At 51.5% G+C, this 16,256-nt stretch carries 15 protein-coding genes; 8 read left to right on the top strand and 7 right to left on the bottom strand.

Annotated features, from left to right (window positions below; genetic code table 11):
* Positions 1 to 98 precede the first annotated feature (98 nt).
* Positions 99 to 1,484, bottom strand: coding sequence for a cytochrome P450 (locus VE954_RS09855; protein WP_324952171.1), 1,386 nt, complete (start codon positions 1,482 to 1,484; stop codon positions 99 to 101).
* 405 nt (positions 1,485 to 1,889) lie between these two features.
* On the opposite strand from VE954_RS09855, the gene VE954_RS09850 reads away from it, so the two are divergent.
* The 3 genes from VE954_RS09850 to VE954_RS09840 all read left to right on the top strand — a co-directional run bounded on the left by VE954_RS09850 (position 1,890) and on the right by VE954_RS09840 (position 5,739).
* A complete protein-coding gene (locus VE954_RS09850) occupies positions 1,890 to 4,916 on the top strand; it encodes a hypothetical protein (protein WP_324952169.1) in 3,027 nt (1,008 codons plus the stop codon).
* A 15-nt stretch (positions 4,917 to 4,931) separates the two neighbouring features.
* Positions 4,932 to 5,345, top strand: a complete 414-nt coding sequence (locus tag VE954_RS09845; protein WP_324952167.1) for a hypothetical protein — start codon at positions 4,932 to 4,934, stop codon at positions 5,343 to 5,345.
* 229 nt (positions 5,346 to 5,574) lie between these two features.
* Complete coding sequence (locus VE954_RS09840; protein ID WP_324952165.1) at positions 5,575 to 5,739, top strand: hypothetical protein; 165 nt, start codon at positions 5,575 to 5,577, stop codon at positions 5,737 to 5,739.
* On the opposite strand, the gene VE954_RS44180 is transcribed toward VE954_RS09840, so the two are convergent.
* Positions 5,716 to 5,901, bottom strand: a complete 186-nt coding sequence (locus tag VE954_RS44180; protein WP_414698989.1) for a hypothetical protein — start codon at positions 5,899 to 5,901, stop codon at positions 5,716 to 5,718. The genes VE954_RS09840 and VE954_RS44180 overlap by 24 nt on opposite strands.
* Positions 5,902 to 5,946: 45 nt before the next feature.
* Between VE954_RS44180 and VE954_RS44175 the strand changes: the two genes are divergently transcribed.
* The 3 genes from VE954_RS44175 (at position 5,947) to VE954_RS09825 (ending at position 8,155) form a co-directional block, all read left to right on the top strand.
* Complete coding sequence (locus VE954_RS44175) at positions 5,947 to 6,210, top strand: hypothetical protein (protein ID WP_414698988.1); 264 nt, start codon at positions 5,947 to 5,949, stop codon at positions 6,208 to 6,210.
* A gap of 186 nt (positions 6,211 to 6,396) precedes the next feature.
* On the top strand, positions 6,397 to 7,497 hold the full coding sequence (locus VE954_RS09830) for a fatty acid desaturase family protein (protein WP_324952163.1): 1,101 nt from the start codon (positions 6,397 to 6,399) through the stop codon (positions 7,495 to 7,497).
* Between the two features lie 268 nt (positions 7,498 to 7,765).
* A complete protein-coding gene (locus VE954_RS09825; RefSeq protein ID WP_324952161.1) occupies positions 7,766 to 8,155 on the top strand; it encodes a hypothetical protein in 390 nt (129 codons plus the stop codon).
* 76 nt (positions 8,156 to 8,231) lie between these two features.
* On the opposite strand, the gene VE954_RS09820 is transcribed toward VE954_RS09825, so the two are convergent.
* Positions 8,232 to 8,876 carry a hypothetical protein gene (locus tag VE954_RS09820; protein WP_324952160.1) on the bottom strand — a complete coding sequence of 215 codons (645 nt, stop codon included), beginning with the start codon at positions 8,874 to 8,876 and terminating at the stop codon, positions 8,232 to 8,234.
* Between the two features lie 169 nt (positions 8,877 to 9,045).
* Complete coding sequence (locus tag VE954_RS09815) at positions 9,046 to 11,817, bottom strand: 7TM diverse intracellular signaling domain-containing protein (protein ID WP_324952158.1); 2,772 nt, start codon at positions 11,815 to 11,817, stop codon at positions 9,046 to 9,048.
* 294 nt (positions 11,818 to 12,111) lie between these two features.
* Between VE954_RS09815 and VE954_RS09810 the strand changes: the two genes are divergently transcribed.
* Both VE954_RS09810 and VE954_RS09805 read left to right on the top strand, forming a co-directional pair.
* Positions 12,112 to 12,717 (top strand): hypothetical protein, encoded by a 606-nt coding sequence (locus VE954_RS09810; protein ID WP_324952155.1) that lies wholly within the window; start codon positions 12,112 to 12,114, stop codon positions 12,715 to 12,717.
* Between the two features lie 244 nt (positions 12,718 to 12,961).
* The gene (locus VE954_RS09805) at positions 12,962 to 13,411 is read left to right on the top strand and encodes a hypothetical protein (RefSeq protein WP_324952153.1); all 450 of its coding nucleotides are present in this window, start codon (positions 12,962 to 12,964) and stop codon (positions 13,409 to 13,411) included.
* On the opposite strand, the gene VE954_RS09800 is transcribed toward VE954_RS09805, so the two are convergent.
* From VE954_RS09800 to VE954_RS09790, 3 genes are read right to left on the bottom strand one after another with little or no spacing between them, the layout of a single operon-like run.
* Positions 13,400 to 14,386, bottom strand: coding sequence for an ABC transporter ATP-binding protein (locus VE954_RS09800; RefSeq protein ID WP_324952151.1), 987 nt, complete (start codon positions 14,384 to 14,386; stop codon positions 13,400 to 13,402). The genes VE954_RS09805 and VE954_RS09800 overlap by 12 nt on opposite strands.
* Positions 14,383 to 15,273, bottom strand: a complete 891-nt coding sequence (locus tag VE954_RS09795; protein ID WP_324952149.1) for an ABC transporter permease — start codon at positions 15,271 to 15,273, stop codon at positions 14,383 to 14,385. The genes VE954_RS09800 and VE954_RS09795 overlap by 4 nt, the downstream gene beginning before the upstream one ends.
* Position 15,274: 1 nt before the next feature.
* Entirely contained in the window at positions 15,275 to 16,255 is a 981-nt protein-coding gene (locus VE954_RS09790) for an ABC transporter permease (protein WP_324952147.1), read from the bottom strand.
* Position 16,256: the final 1 nt, after the last annotated feature.

Here is a 16,256-nt window from a genome sequence, read left to right as displayed (position 1 = left end):
GGTTCCAGTCCGAATCACAGACAATAAAATCAATATCAAGCCTCGGTTCGAAACTTGATATTGATTTTTTATATTTGCAATATGTTGAAGCGGGGAGTTTAAGCCTTTTTCGTGAGCCTGACTTTGACTCCAGGATCCAGCACCAGCGTGATACGCGCTTTGATCTGATACGGCTGGTCTAAAACGGGTTCGATATGAAATCTCTGCAGCAGGGTCGCCAGGATGATATGACCTTCCATTTTTGCAAAGTGCGAACCTACGCACGACCTCTGACCGCCGCCGAAGGGGAAGTAAGCAAACGGGTGATGTTTGGTGCTATTTTCCGGATCAAAACGTTCGGGGATAAATGCTTCCGGCTGAGCCCAATACCGCGGATTCCGGTGGGTCAGATACTGAAAGAGCATGAAGTTACTCTTCTCAGGGAATATGTGGTTTTTATAGGTCAACGGTTCCGTCAATTCACGGGGGATGACCCATGTAGCTGGAAACAAACGCAGAACCTCGGAAAAGACCATACCCGTATAGCTCAAAGAGCGCAGGTCCTCGGCGCGAAGGCTCGAACCTGGGAGGGACGTATACTCGTCCTGAAGTTTATTCAGGACAGCCGGATGTTTGGCAATCAGGTCAAACGCCATCGAGAGTGAAAAGGCTGTCGTGTCGTGGCCCGCGAGCATAAGCGTGATCACTTCATCACGCAGCTGCTGATCACTCATCGATTCGCCTGTCTCCTCATCCCGTGCATTCAGGTAAATGGAGAGAAGATCCTGGTATCTATCTGGGCTTTTCCGGTGCTCATGGATCACTTGATAGACCACCTCATCCATCCGCTTGAGCGCATGTTTCGCCCGCATGTTCTTGCGGGTTGGAACGAACAGAGGCATGGGTAGAATCGAATAGAACAGATGATTGGCATACTCCTGCATCTCATGGAGTGAGCCTTTGATTACACCCGCCTTCTCGGACAGGTCGAGGGAAAAGAGGGCACGCACGATGATCGTATACGTGAGCTTCATCATCTCGGTGGAAATATCTATGACCGGATCTTTTTCAATCCTTTTTTCCCATTCGTCAGCCATTTTATTGGTTTCGTCCTGCATCATCTGGACGAAGGAATGGGCAACCTTGGGCAGAAACGCGGGATTGGACAAGCGACGTTGCTTGCGCCACAGATCACCTTTGCTGGTAATCAGGCCATTGCCCAGCAGAATCTTCAGCCGATCATAAACCCAGGATTTGGCATTGGTCTTTTCCGTGCCTAGCAGAATGCGCCCGATCAGATCCGCGTCGGTGACCTGATAGGTCGGCCTGAGCGGAAAAGGAACACGAACAATATCACCGTATTCTTCCATCAGGCGACGCGAATATCCCAGGGCATCCTTGGACATGTTGTAGCCCCAGGACAACGGTGAAAGGCTGCGCGCACGCGGCACAGCTGTCAGCGTGTCAAGCTCCTGGTAAGTTGGCAAAACAGTGTTTGTTTTCATGAACCGCTCCGGCACGTGAATAAGCATCCATCTTCAACTCGAATCTTCTACCGCTGTTCTTGCAACCCTTCGGCCATTGCGTCTGGCAAAGCCCACTGATGAAGACCGCTTCGGCCGCCTTAAGGCAAACCCATAACGTATCTTAATTATTGGATATATCAGAGTAAAAAAGACGCGTGAAGGGGCGTGGAAATCCTGGTTTCCCATAGGCCTGGCCATAAGGTTGACAGCTGTATCGGGAATTCAAGCGAAGGCGGAATCAACTGCTGATGCTTGCAGGGTCCGGTCCCACGCACGATCCTTGCTTGAGAGGACTGAGTCCCATGCCTGGGCTTCCGTCCTATTTTTCCTTTTCTGTCGCTGCTGCTGTGTTATCAAGTGGATATGGTTTCTGAGGGGATTGACGTGATGCCATCAACTGTACGATTCATCATTCTCTTCCTATTCATGATCGGCACATCGGCTTGCCATCAGATGAATCGTTATTTTGCCAATGTTCCCTATCAATGCGGTCTGCAACCTGATCAAATCGATGCCACCACCAGCTACTGGAAAATATTGAAACCCGATCAAGCGGAACTGAGTACCATCGAGCTGGGTACGACAAGGGCCCGACTGCTCAGGGACGATGGATCTCATGAAGCCCTTGACCTCTCGTCACGTGGGTGTGTAAGTCTGAAACAAGCGGCGGGAGTTCTCCAAATCTATAACCTGAGCCCTGGCCTCCAGGGATCATGGAATCTTGCGGACGAAAGCAACTCAGGCTCGCTCCAACCTCTCATCCTCCAGGAACCGCCCGAATTTGCTGCGTCCCTATCGTGCCCGGGTGAAGGCTACTTTGTGAATCAACAGCTGAACTTTCCCCTCATCGTCGCCAGCAGCAGCTCGACAGCAAGTCTCGACCTGCGCCTCCTCGCACGGCGGGATAATGATGGTGTGGAAGTGGAGATATTCCGTAAGCCCTATGGTGCGAACCTGGATGCATGGCCTTCGGCCTTAAGCACGAAGGAACTGACGGAGGGTTCCTATCACCTTCGCATGGAAGGTCGACAGAGTTGGAAGGGCTGGGATCAATTTCTCCCCACGGAACGACCCAATGAATTATGCCCGCTGCAGGTTCTCCATCATCAGCCCGGCATCCAAGGCCAGGGCCCATTCATGGCCGCCAGCAAAATCGTTCTCAAGACCAATGAAGTGCTCCCCTGGACACCATCCCATGCGTTGGGACAGGTTTTTGTTTGTCGGGAAGCACGGAGCCAGGACGAAGACGAGCTGCCTTCAGCCGACCATGCCTGCGTGCCCAAGGTTGAGTGTCTCGAGGATTCCAACTTTCGGGATGTGCAGACACAGAAGGCCGATCAGGCCGGAGTTTTTGATTATTTCCTCTTCGCCAGGGACCGAAGTGGAACGCGCTCCGACCTTTCCTGTCAGCGCCTGATCGTAAGCGAAGCTAGACCTTTTTTAACCCTTGATTGGGCTGAACCCGAATGGAATCTTCCGACCGCAGTCATGAAAATTCCCCGTCCCGGAATTCGAGCCCAGGTGGCGATCGCCCATCAGCAACGGTCGGATCTGGATATTGCCAATCAACTGGAATGCAAGGTCGATATTCTTTTGGATGGCGCCAACCTCATGCCGGGTCGCAACGTGATCTGCACTCAAGGCCGTTGCCAGGGCCAAAGTCTGGAACAATTCATTCCCTGTGATGCAGAGGTGAGTGCATCGCTGGATTCATTTTTCAGCCGCCAGACAGCACGTCCCAGTCTCTTGCGTTTACACGTCCGGGCTAATGATGGATCAGGTCATTTTGCGGAAGTGAAGCGTAGCATTTGGATTCATCCTATGCGCTGGACGCCGCAACCAGATCCCTTGATGCCGACGATTCCAGACTCCGCTCAGTTCAATCGTATCCTTCGAGCGGCCGACGGTACAATCCTCGCCAGTTTTGGTCGTGGGATTGCGTCGCGAACCACCGTCGACCCCAAATGGCGCTTGGCTCCTATGCCTTTTTCATTTCCCTATCAGCAAGTCGAAGTGATTCCCAGTCGGAACGGTGATGTTTATGCCGTTGGTTTGGGCAAGGCGGCCGGTGGCACAACTCCGGTCGAGATCGCTCGTTGGAATGGATCGGCATTCGCGGTCATTCCCAGTCACCCCGGAATGGATGCTTGCATCAGCCGAAGCAAAGCCCATCCCATCGAAGGATTTTGGTGTGCGACCGACACCAAAGTTTTGCATTTCAACGGCAGCCAGTGGCAAGAAATGGAATGGCCCGTTGAAAATGCCAATACTTCATGGCCTTCCGTTTGTGGTTCGTGGATCCTACCTGATGCCAACCAGGGGATAGCCGTCGATTCTCACGGGGGTTACTGGACCACCTGTCTGAGCAAGGAGCTTTATCATCGCGCCCCGGGTGGCACCTGGCAAAAAATATCCAGCGAGCTTTCTGACCTTTCCGCCATCGCGGTCGACGGAAAGAATCGCCTTTGGACCATGGAATCCCGTTTCGCATCACCCGGCTATACGATGAAACTCGGTTATTTCAAGGACGGTCAGCGTTTCGATGTTCCCTCTCCAGATTTTAAAGCTCAGGACATTCCTTCCTTGGTGACCGGAACGAATGGACGAATCATGCTCAACGATGTTCAATGGAATGACGAGACTCATAGTTGGGATCGCGTCGCTGGTCTCGACCGTTACTGGCCAAATACGCATCTCAAGGCCTTTTATAATAGCCAGTCAGAGCTGTTTTTCCGCTCCGAAAGCGGCGTTGTATCCTGGCAGGCCGGGGATTTGGTCCTCTATCCGTTGGCCTGGTTTAACCTGGAACTTAATGCCTTTAAGCCCATGAATATCCTTTTGCTGCCAAATCACGAACTCCTTCTTCAATCCGCTGAAGCACGTGGCGAGGCCCGTCTGTATCGTATGGCTCGACAGTCCTGGAATAATTTTGGTGTGGATGCCGGGCTCTTTGAAAAAAATGAGTCTTCCATCGTGGCCCAGCATTGGTTCGAGGCAGACGGTTCCTCGACCACCCTTGTCGCTTACAAGGGCATCATGAAGTCCACTGCAGACGGATGGCAGCCCTTTTGGTCCGCTCCGGATCAAGTCTTTCTTCAGGCGGAAAAAATTTCAGACAAGGACTATCTCCTGAATGACACGAGGGGTCTGTCCATTCTCCAGGATCAAAAGCTTAAGCGTCTGCTGGAACCCGATCCCGATGCGAATGTTCGGGACTTTATCGTCAAGCGGAATGAGACCGATGAAATTTGGACCTATCGTCCCATGACACGCAACGTGTGGCAGCTGGTGAAGGGCAACCTGATCCCGCATCCTCTGCCAGCGGAAGCGCCGACATTAAGTTACGATGGAATTCGGATGCTCGGTCCCCATCTTATTGCGTTTGCCAATGACAATCGTCTCTATCGCTAGGATGTCAGCCAACTCATGTGGCAACTCACCAGTTATGCGGACCTGGGCTGGCCCGCTGATACTGTTGCTGTCGTCGCTGTGAATCGGCAGGAAGTCCTATGCAAACGAGCCGATGCATCATGGGTTGTCGCCACCCAGGGCAGCCATATCTTTGTGCCTTTTGCAATGCCGTTCCCCGGCACCGGCACGGATCCACACCGGGTTATCAAATGGAAGAACGATGATTATCTTATCCTTATGGAAAGCAAAGGCCTCTATCGCCTTAAGAATTCCCAGCAGGAAACCCTCGTCACCAGCGAGGCCATCCTCAAGATGATTCCGAAAAACGGCAGCTTCTACGCGACAGACATCACAGTGGATCGCCACCAGCGCGTCTGGATGAATGGCAAACCGTTTCGCATGCTGATGTTGGATCTTTCCGATCGCTAAACTCGTAAATATGGGGTGATTTCCCCCAGAGTTGCCCCTGTCATTGAGGCATTTCCAGCGATTCACCGGGAGAACTTTCGCGATGCGTTATGTCTAATGGGCTTTCGCCCTTTGCCAGGGGCTGATCGCAACCGTTTCTTCGTCCGCAACTACGGATTCCCCCATAAGGCTCGGCTTTGATGATTTTTGTCCGTACAGCTGCCTCAAAGGCGAGGAGCGTGGATACTTTGTGGATGTTGTTGAAGAAGTGCTCAAGGCTCAAGGTTTCAAGATTGCAACTGTGGCAGGCAGCTGGGCTCGCCTGAAAATGTTGGCTCAAAAAGGCGAACTGGAAGTGGTGGTCCCTCTCACCTGTTTCGAAACAGAAGAGTTAAAGATCGATCGCAACGCTTAGCCCCTCGGACGTATCGATGGTCACCTCTTCACCCATAAAAGCAGCACATGGCGATTCAACGGGGAATCTTCGCTCAAGGGCCAGACCATCGGGATTATCCGCGACTATGGTTATCCGCCCATCATCACCGCTCTCGTGGAAGATCCTCAGCATGCTCGCCATATACTCACCCTCACCAGCGATCAGGGCACCGACCAACAGGTCAAGATGCTCTCTCGACAAAGAATTGCCATTGCCCCCTCCGATCGGAGTGCTTTCTTATACCATGCAAGGCGTCAGGGTCTGGAAGATACCATTCGGATCGCGGGTGATTTGCCCCTGGATTCTCTGTACACGGATTTACATGTGGGAATTTGCGCACGCTCCCAGGACTTACGTAAAAAACTGCTGCTGGCCTTGGATCAAGGCATTGTGGAACTGCAGAAAAACGGCCGTCTCCAAAGACTGAAAGCCAAATACGGCGTGAACTGAATCATAGGAACACATCTGTTCGCTTTAATTCAGGTGTACAAAAACCAAATTCCGGACGTACCAAACTTCTATTTGGTAGCATTCCCAAGTGTATTTGATTGAACTTGAAAACTCCTTCAGCGGCGATCTAATAATCAGCTTATTGATGGGAAGTCTACTGCCCTTTCAAAAAGCTGGAGTCGCATCATGTCAAAAGCCAAGCGCAAGACCCCAAACACTGCTACGGAACCTCATCTTGTTGAATTTGGTAAAGAAATCGAAGCCATCCTGCATAAGGTTGAGGCTGATCTCGGCGACAAGGATCATCAGCATATTGCTCACATATGTAAGCTTTCTCGAATTATGGAAGGAACGGGTCGAACATTGATTCATTTCAGTTTTGAACCCCTTACTTTCAGCGCGGGCGTGCTGGCACTCTATGTACACAAGCAACTGGAAACCACGGAAATCGGTCATATGGCCTTGCATGGTGTTTATGATCGACCCGGCATGCCGAAGAACCTGCAAGGCAAATCGTTTCGCTGGAAATTTCCTGTCGATGAAGAGTCGTGGCGCTATGCGCATAATGCAAGGCATCACCCCTTCACCAACGTCGAAGGCAAGGACCCTGACATTCACTTTGGAATCGTGCGTCTCACGCGGGAAACACCTCATCGGTGGTTCCACTATGCTCAGCTTCCGGTCCTGACCTTCATCATACTTCCGAATTTTAGCAACGCGATCAACACTCACGTGATAGGCCTTCTGGACGTTTATCTGGGCAACGGTTTATCGAGCGGGACGGATTTCCTGAAAGATCGCTCATGGAAATCAATCGCCGCCGCGCATCGGAAAGCTTTCCGCAAATGGGTTCCCTATTATGCCGAGAACTATGTGTTCTATCCGATGCTAGCCGGACCATTTTTTTGGAAAGTCATGCTCGGTAATTACATGGCGGATAAGATGCGGGATGTTTACACAGGCATGACCATCCTCTGTGGGCATGTCGCGGGCGAGGTCAAGAGTTACGAAAGCTCCTCGACCCCAACGCATCGAGGTCAGTGGTATAAGATGCAGATCGAGGCTGCGCAAAACTTTTCGGTGAGCCGTCCTCTCTCTCTTTTATGCGGAGCACTGGACTATCAGATCGAGCATCACCTCTTTCCGCGGCTGCCTCCCAATCGCTTGCGGGAAGTCAGCCAGGACGTGCAGGCCTGCTGCGAACGCTATGGCGTGCGTTACAATAAAGCCAGCTGGCCCACTACGTTGAAAAAAGTCTTTGGGCAGATTGCGGCCTTGAGCCGATAGGAATCAACCCTGCTCATAAGCCCTTTTGAGTTTTCCAATATCAGGTTTGGTCATGCTCAACACAGCGCTCATGGCCTGATCTAATTTCTTTGGGTCGGCCATCAGGTCGGCGAGGATGGTGGGCACGATTTGCCAGAAAACAGGTGCGCCGAGACTGTTGCCTAGCTCCCTGGAATGTCTGGTCACCCGTATGAGTGCTTGCGCCTCTCACTCGCGAGGTTCATAGTGTGCTTTGTGAACCTCAAATTATCTCTCAGGCGGATTTAGCATGGATTATATTGTTTGGTTGGATTCGGAAAAGGCACAGATCTTTGGCCTCAATACTACGGGAATCGAAAAATCGAATGTAAAGAAAAGTGGCATCGATCACCATTCACACGATAAAAAAGATCATACGAACGATTCTCACCTCGAGCATTTCTACCGCGATGTGGCAACAAAAATCAACGACGCTGTCCAGTTGCTGATAATGGGACCAGGGGTTGCAAAATCCCATTTCAAGAATTACCTTGAGAGTCATCATGCCAGTGGACTTTCAAAAAAAGTTATCGGCATAGAGAACAGTGATCATCCCACGGACAATCAAATTCTCGCAACAGCTCGTGGCTTCTTTAAAACCTATGAACTCTTTAACACTCCCATCAAGGTGCCCCAATAGGCATAAGCTTTCCATTCGGTAAGGGAACTGCAAACGGGGACCCTTTCCTTAGGAAGAATAGGGCCCTTATCCGTGATTAGGACGCGAGTTTGCTGTGGGGTTCCAATACTCCGAGCAAAACATCCGCAAGATAATCCCCCGCGACGGAGCTGACGTGCAAACCATCGGGAATGAGTTCCTGCAAAGTATAAGCCTTACCCTTGATGCACAGCTGCCCGTCCTTGGAAATATTCTGATACATACGATCCAACGGTATCAGCTTGCAGTGGGAGCTCGCTGCACAGATCCGATGAATTTCTCGATTCAAAGCTTCTCGTCCGGGCTGAAAGCCAGGGATTAATTCTGGTATGTCACCCAGGATAAGAGGCAAATCCAACTCTTCAGTTTTCTTCAAAAGCTGGCTCAGCGCTTTCAAACTGGGCCTAATATTCGGCAAAAGAGAATCCCAAAAAAACAGGTCCAAACCGATAACAACGGAGCGACCCGCATAATCGCGTTCTCGAATCTCACTCAGGGTTCGGAAGCCTGATTGTCCACTCTCAGCCTTGATTTTAATATTTCTATCTTTCGTATAGCGCAGGGCGAGACGTTTGCCAGGACTACCAGTCGTCAAATCAGCGCTGATACTGGTGCCAATAATCAAAGGTTTGGCCATGATGCTGGCTGAACCATGACCTGCTGTGAATTGGCTCTCTCCTGAGACAGCAACGGCTAGTGACATATGGAGCTACACCTTTCCAGGATACAGAGAGGGTTTGAAGGACCCTTGTTCCACGTTCCTCAAGAACGACAGCCTGAACGGCTGTTATCTCTAGTATACAGAAAGGAGATGAGAGGAGGATAAAGCATCCGAATCAAGCTAAAATGGGATGACAAGCCCTGAGACTCATTTATGCCACCGAGGAAAGGTCTTCAGGAAGCGCCTCCTCAAACAATGGGAACGGCAGGTTCATGACCAGGGAAAAAGGCACGTGACTTGCCGGATCTTTGTCTTCTGGATGCAGAACGATCGATATCGTGCCACCATATTTCTGAATGAACTGCCTTACGGCATTCATGCCAACGCCGCGCCCGGATATTTCCGTAACTCTATTGACTGTCGATAGGCCAGAATCAAAAATAAGCTGTGCAATGCTGTGGATATCATTCGCTTCCCGAGCATCCAATAGACCACGGGACAGACCTAAGGCGCGAATCGAGGGGATATTAAGTCCCTTGCCGTCGTCACTGTAAGTAACGATGACGTTGTCGTCCTGGTGTTCCATCCGGACCGTGATGGTTCCCTGAGGCTTTTTGTTCTTAAGGACGCGTTGTTTTGCATCCTCGATGCCATGATCCATGGTATTGCGCAGGAGATGCACAAAGACATTGCGGAGGAGTTCCTCCCCGCGATCGCCGATAAGGATATGGCCCGTATCCAGAACGACCTCGGGCATCTCTTTGTGCAGGTCCTTGGACAGCAAAGGCAAGCAGCCACAAAGTTCCTTGATGACCTCACGGGAATCCTTGAAAATGTGGGCTTGGAAGAGGTTGTTCACCTGATGAATGCCTGCCATGACGTCAGCTGGCAAGGTCTTGCCTCGGATCGCGCGGCTTAGATCGCGATACGCGGATTCGATTCGATCGATTCGGAATTCAACCAATTGATTGCAGTCCATGGATCGGCCGAGTTTTTCCCTCGCGATTCGTTCATAGAGATCAATGATTCCCTGTGCCTCAGCCAGGTCCTTCTCCATCCGACTGATGTCCCATGGAGTGGAAGAACTCTTCTGAAGGTGAGCATAGTACTGCTCCACTTCATGGAAGACATTGGACATTTTCTTTAAATAGAGAGAGCGTGCCGAACCCTTAACGGTGTGCATATTGATAAAAAGCAGCTTGAGGACCTCGATATTCTGCTGCTCTTTGTCCTGCGCTCGGATGAGTTTGGCGTTCTCTTGCAGAAGTTCCCGGCAGGACTGAATGAATTTGAGAAAGCGAGGAGTTGGCACGCTCAGAATCTCACCAATAAATTCCAGTTCCTCCTGTTGATCCTTGCTGCGAGCCTGAAGATTTCGCATGTCGGTGACATCGCGCATTGTCACCAGTATCTTGTCAACTCGTCTCTCGATACTCTGGATGGGATTCCAGGTCATGTCAAAGATCCTGGATTCGCCTCCGGCACTCGTCCTGACGATTTCAATCGGCAGCGTCTGCGAATTTGCATCGAAGTTCACTATGTCTTCACCCAGGGAAGCTTCAAGACAGCTATGGGCCTGACTGATGGCATCCGAGCTCAAATTGCTTTTCGCGAAGATGAGTTGTCCGGCATTGGCATGATCAAGATCTTCGTTTGGGAAAATTTCCAGGATGTTCTTCGACCGATCTTCATGAAACCCCAAGCCAGCCTTGATCATGAAGATGCCCAAAGGGATATGCTCCATGATCGAGCGAATATCCCTGGTCTTTTCCTCGACCATGACCTCGAGGCCCCGGTTGTATCCTTCAAGCTTATTTTTATAGTGATTGATTTGATCCGCGAGGCCGAGGGATACGACGATCATCTCTATGCTCAGGCCGATGCTGAAGGCATTCTCTGTAAAGAAATTAAGGGGCAGGTATCGATACTGCGCGGCCACACCTACCAGGACCATCAGATCAAGACCCATCCAACCGATAACATAGAAACGCATCATGCGATGCTTGCGCGGAGAAAAGTAATAAATTACGGACATGCTGATGATGGGTGAGATCAGGAGATTCACGTCGGTCAGATATACCAAACGTTTTGTCACACCGGCCAGGAGGAGGGTTCCACCCACGAGCCCGACTATACCCCCTATGGTATAGCATCGGTGGAGCCGAGGATGCGTGCTCCTGGCGTTCAGATAGTATTGCCCGAAAAACAAGGCTCCAGCGACCCCGTAGTTTCCCAAAACAGGTATGTAGAAGTTCCAATAATCGGTGCCGAGGATAAAATAGGAGAGCCCGCTCAGGATAAAAAGATTGGCGGATATCAATATCGCAACCAGCGCATGCAGAATAAAAATCTTGTCGCGCGTCAGGAGAAAGAGGCCGGCGTTGAATAGGGTCATGGCGAGGATAGCACCCAGGAAGATATTCATTCCTTGAATCGTTTTATCTGAAGTGGCCGGAGCGTTGGGCTCCACCTTCTCCATTTCCAAACTCAATATTTCATGCAAACCAAACTGGATGTTAAGGAGCAAATTGAGTTCCTGAGCTGGCGGCAATGAGATCCTTAAGGTTGGGATACGAGCGTGGACACGATCGATGACGGCCGAGCCGGGAGCAGCATCCACGATCACGGCTTCAAAGCGCGATATGACAAGGTTTTTGGCTATTAGATTCACAATTTTGGGGGTGTCAGCGCTATTCCAAAGGCGCAGGCGTATCCAGTAGGTTCCATCGCTATAACCGCCGTGAAGTACCTTTCCAATCGCCTCGCCTTCAGCCAAAATCACCTTCTCAATGGCGGCGGGTGTGCGCTCTGCCCCATCAAAGAGAGCGATTCCAAATGAGGTGACGTCCTGATGCGACCCAATGCTTGCAATATCAAGTCTGGGCGGTTCCATGGCAAGGGAACGGGTGCTTGCCAGCAGAATATTGAGGATTGCGACAATCCACAGTATTTTCGTTTTAAATCTTTCGCATTGCGGTACCAAGAGGCCACCCCTCGGGTGATGAGTGTTGAGTTGGAACGGAGGCCTTTCCAATGCTTTGCCACTTCTCCTCTTCTTTCGGCAGGATACAGAGGTTTATGAGAGCAAAATTCCTGTCAGAGTGTGTCTATTGCAGCTGGCTGCGTGGGATAATAAGCAAATGGTTTTCTTGCTTTTGAAATCAGCCTCCTTTAACGCACAATAATCTAGTAATTACAGTAATATGCAAAGCGTTGCATCTTGCATCTTTGGCAGGTTTATTGCTGAGATGAAAGGGGTCAACAGGAGGGGATCAGCGTGCAGCCATTCCATCATTCTATTCTTTGCATATTTTTCCTAGTGGCCTGCGGGCACGGAAGTTCGTCTTCAGAAACACAGCCGGTCATGGATGAGGCCAATCAACCCAACACAGAGCTTTGTTCCGCCCACAATGAATCCATCACGACCATTGCAGGTGTGGTAGCACTGATTAACAGTCTGCCCAAGCCTGTGACCCTGGAATGCCTGGTGGCGAGCCTCAAGCGCCCTCTGGCCTTGAATGCCACGACCAGCGTGATCAGTGCGCAGCCGGCGACGAGCCGGGACAAGCCTCGTATCTTTCTGCAGAATGAGGGGCTCCTTCTCTCCATCGTTCCTGGTGATGCCACGTTGGAATTTGGAGAAATCTGGCAGTCGATTTACTCCATCAAAAATGAACTGACGTTTCCAATCAAGGAGCCACTCTCGGATAACGCTCCGTTTGTTTCGATTGGATCCATCTTCAGCTCGAGTCAAAACCAAACGCGCTGTGGAGGTCCGTGTCATGGGACAACGCTTGAATATTCCAAACAAGGCGGTACCCCATCTTTGCCTCGCAAATTGTGCGACCCAATCCAGAGTTCGCTGTTCCCCTTGATGAGTTAAGAGCTGCGTGGAAAAACTGCAGTCCACCCGATGACGCTGCGTGTCAGCTTTATAATGGCTTGTTTGACGAGGAGGATGCCGTGTCGTTCGAATTCAATGAGGAATTTCCTTTCTTTTGAAAGAGGCTGCGTGACTAAGAGGCCGCACTCTTGAAAACGTTAAATATACATAGGCCTTGATGTTCCATTCTCGCTGGTATAAGGCACAAACAGCCCTAGAACCACTCAAGGCGACAAGGACCCCCATGCATTATCCAGACCTAACTGACTACAATACTAGAGCCAAAACCAGGGTTCTCACTGTGGGTTGGCTTGAACGAGGTCATGAATTTCCCATCGGCGACACCGGTGATGAAGTCTTCGTGGCTCTTATGAAACTCGCCGTCAATCCTTGGGAAGCCGCGGTGGCAGCCGGCCTCCATCAATGCTCACTTTGCCGGTATACGGGTGGTCCTACTTTGGTTCAGTACAAGCAGCTTTCCGTCGGTATTGGTTGTGCCAATCTTTATATTCCGACGGACGAGCTTGTGTATATGGCTCCATCGACAATCGTCCATTACATCGATGCCCACGGCTACGCGCCTCCCATGGAGTTCCAGAGCGCAGTCCTTGCGTGTCCTCCCATGCGTTCGATGGCTTATCTCAAGCTTATCAGCAAGCATGGTCTGAAGCGTGGCCCTGAGTCACAGGGATAGATATTCCTTAGGGATTCCATTCTGTGCCGAGCCGGCCTGATAACAGGCCAACTGATGCCCTGGGGTCCAGGAAAGAAGGGGAGGCTGGCGAAGCGCGCCCTGGGCGCAAGGCCTGGGACATCGAGGAAGAAAGGCACAGCCTTGACGTTGGGCCGCAAAGCCAGGGGGATACCCGGCAATGCCTCGTTTCTGCAGTCGCTGTCCATCCAAAGACGGAAACGAGGCCATGAGTCCCTGTGTATAGGGATGCTGGGCCGCGCGGGCAATATCCTGACTCTGACCACATTCCACAATGCTACCAGCATAGAGAATGGCAATACGATCACAGAACGCCGTCATCAAAGGCAGGTCATGAGTTACAAAAAGCACGGAAAATTGCTGCGTATCCTGTAGCTCCACGATTTTTTGCAGAATTTCCCGCTGAACAATAACATCCAGCGCCGTGGTCGGCTCATCCAGAATAAGAAGCGGTGCTTCCAAAAGCAGGGCCATGGCGATCATCACCCGCTGCCGCATGCCACCGGACAGTTCATGCGGATAAGCCTCCAGATGTTTGACATGCAGTCCCACACGCACCATCCACTCGGCAGCGATGGCGACCGCCTCCTTTTTGCCAAGACGGCGATGGGCCTGAAGGGTATCCACGAGCTGCTCGCGGATGCGAAGGACAGGATTCAAAGCATTCAATGCATTCTGAAACACCATAGCGGCTTCACGCCAACGGAAACGCTTCATGGCTCGGGCATCATAATCCAGGATGTCGTGACCCTGATAAAGTATCCGGCCGCTGCTGATATAAGCCGGCGGCGGCAGAATACGCAAAAGGGCCTTGGCCAGGGTCGATTTCCCGCAGCCCGATTCACCGGCCAAACCCAGGATTTCACCAGGCTTGATCTCCAGATCCAGATGTTCAATGATCGGCACGGATCCCGCGGCATCGGCCATCATGATGGAAAGGTTTTCAATCTGCATCATACAGAGGTCCTTACCACAGGAGTCAAACCAGGGGTCACGCGACCCACCCGGCGGCGCCAGATCTTTTGCACCTGAAGCCGGGGATCCGCGATCTCATCAATGGCAAAATTCAACAGCGCCAGGGAAAAACCCAGCAACGCGATGCAGAGTCCGGTCGGAACAAAGGTCCACCAGGATTCTGTCATCAGCGCCGCATCATTGCTGGCCCAATAAAGATTGGTGCCCCAGGTTATGGCGCTGATGTCACCCAGACCTAAAAATTCCAGGCCCACCTGTGCGCCCAGTGCATAGATAACCGATCCCAAGAAAGTCGAGAGCAGGAGCGAAGCCATGTTAGGCAGGATCTCAAAGAACATCAGACGCAGACTGGATTCTCCAGCCACGATAGCCGCCGAAACAAAATCCCTCTGCCGAAGACTCAAGGCCTGAGCGCGAAACACACGAGCATTCCAGGCCCAGCCGGTGGCAATCAAAACCAGGGCTATGGTTAAGTTACCCGCAGGCAGATAAGCCGCGATGACAATCGCCAGGGGTAGACCGGGTATCACCAGAAAGATATTGCTGAGCAGTGAAATCAATTCATCCACCACACCGCCCCAAAACGCGCCGGCCAGTCCCAATAGCGCTCCGATTAAAGTCGTGGCGGCCCCAATGGCGAGCGCCGAGAAAAGAGAAGCCCGTGCGCCTGCTATCATCTGAGCCCACACATCCTGACCCTGTCCTGATGTCCCCAACCAGAAATTTCCATCGGGCGCCTGCAGCGGTGTGCCCAGAAAAGCCTTGGGATCCTGCGTAAAAAAGGGTCCCAGGGTGGCCATCAGGATAAAGAGGAGCAGAATCGAAAAACCCCAGATGGATTTTTTCTGGGTCCACAAATGTCGGTTCATATCAACTCTCCAAACGTATCCTTGGGTCCAAAATTGTGGAAAAGAGATCCACCAGCCAATTCGCAAGCAAAACAGCGGTCGTGATCATAAGAAAAAGCCCCTGCATCAAGGGAAAATCCTGACTGCGCACGGCCTGCACTAAAAGAAAACCTTGACCTGGATAGGAGAAAATAACTTCGGTGAGCAACGAACCACCCATGACAAAACCCAGAGCCATTCCAAATCCTGTCATGTTCGGTAGCAGCGCGTTGCGAGCGGCATAACGCCAGATGATACGAAAGCGGGACAAACCTTTGGCTTCCGCGAGACCCACATAATCCTGACCCAAAGCCCCCATCATGGCATTACGCATACTCAGCATCCAGCCACCGACCGTGGCCAGCACAATGGAAAGTGCCGGAAGAAAAGCATGACTGATCACATCATAGAGTTTTGTACCAAGGGAATCATCAGCCAGTCTATCGCTCATGGCGTGTCCGAGGGGAAACCAACCCAGGCGAAAGGCGAACACATAAAGCAGCAGCATGGCGAGCCAGAAATAAGGAAAGGCTCCAAAAAAAGCCAAAACTGGTGGCAGGATGCTATCAAACCATGAACCACGACGGGCCGCAGCGACAATACCCAATCCTGTCCCTAATACGAAACTGATGACGACCGCAGTGCCCGCCAGCAAAAGCGTCCACTGAAAACCCTGGCCAATGACATCCACCACACGCGCGGGATAATAGACGACGGAAATTCCAAAATCGCCCTGGAGCATATGCTTCAGATAAGTGAAATACTGCTGATAAAGCGGGGCATCGGTCAAACCAAAAACCTGTTTCAAGGCCTCGAGCGATTCCGGCTTCATCTGGCCTTGAAATCGGGCAAAAACCAGACTTGCCGGATCACCGGGGGCCAGTCGCGGCAGAAAAAAATTGATGGTCAGGGACAACCAGCCGGCCAGCGCATAAAAACCGAACCGTCGCAGGAGGTGATACATG

The sequence above is a fragment of the Oligoflexus sp. genome, from assembly GCF_035638955.1.
Taxonomy (GTDB): Bacteria; Bdellovibrionota_B; Oligoflexia; order Oligoflexales; family Oligoflexaceae; genus Oligoflexus.
This window is presented reverse-complemented; position numbering and strand designations above follow the sequence as displayed.

Excerpts from the sequence above, each read along its gene's own strand:
- VE954_RS09825 (WP_324952161.1), top strand. The coding sequence starts at position 7,766 with ATGGATTATATTGTTTGGTTGGATTCGGAAAAGGCACAGATCTTTGGC.
- VE954_RS09830 (WP_324952163.1), top strand. The coding sequence starts at position 6,397 with ATGTCAAAAGCCAAGCGCAAGACCCCAAACACTGCTACGGAACCTCAT.
- VE954_RS09790 (WP_324952147.1), bottom strand. The coding sequence starts at position 16,255 with ATGTATCACCTCCTGCGACGGTTCGGTTTTTATGCGCTGGCCGGCTGG.
- VE954_RS44175 (WP_414698988.1), top strand. The coding sequence starts at position 5,947 with ATGCTCTCTCGACAAAGAATTGCCATTGCCCCCTCCGATCGGAGTGCT.
- VE954_RS09795 (WP_324952149.1), bottom strand. The coding sequence starts at position 15,273 with ATGAACCGACATTTGTGGACCCAGAAAAAATCCATCTGGGGTTTTTCG.
- VE954_RS09855 (WP_324952171.1), bottom strand. The coding sequence starts at position 1,484 with ATGAAAACAAACACTGTTTTGCCAACTTACCAGGAGCTTGACACGCTG.
- VE954_RS44180 (WP_414698989.1), bottom strand. The coding sequence starts at position 5,901 with ATGGCGAGCATGCTGAGGATCTTCCACGAGAGCGGTGATGATGGGCGG.
- VE954_RS09820 (WP_324952160.1), bottom strand. The coding sequence starts at position 8,876 with ATGTCACTAGCCGTTGCTGTCTCAGGAGAGAGCCAATTCACAGCAGGT.
- VE954_RS09800 (WP_324952151.1), bottom strand. The coding sequence starts at position 14,386 with ATGATGCAGATTGAAAACCTTTCCATCATGATGGCCGATGCCGCGGGA.
- VE954_RS09805 (WP_324952153.1), top strand. The coding sequence starts at position 12,962 with ATGCATTATCCAGACCTAACTGACTACAATACTAGAGCCAAAACCAGG.
- VE954_RS09845 (WP_324952167.1), top strand. The coding sequence starts at position 4,932 with ATGTGGCAACTCACCAGTTATGCGGACCTGGGCTGGCCCGCTGATACT.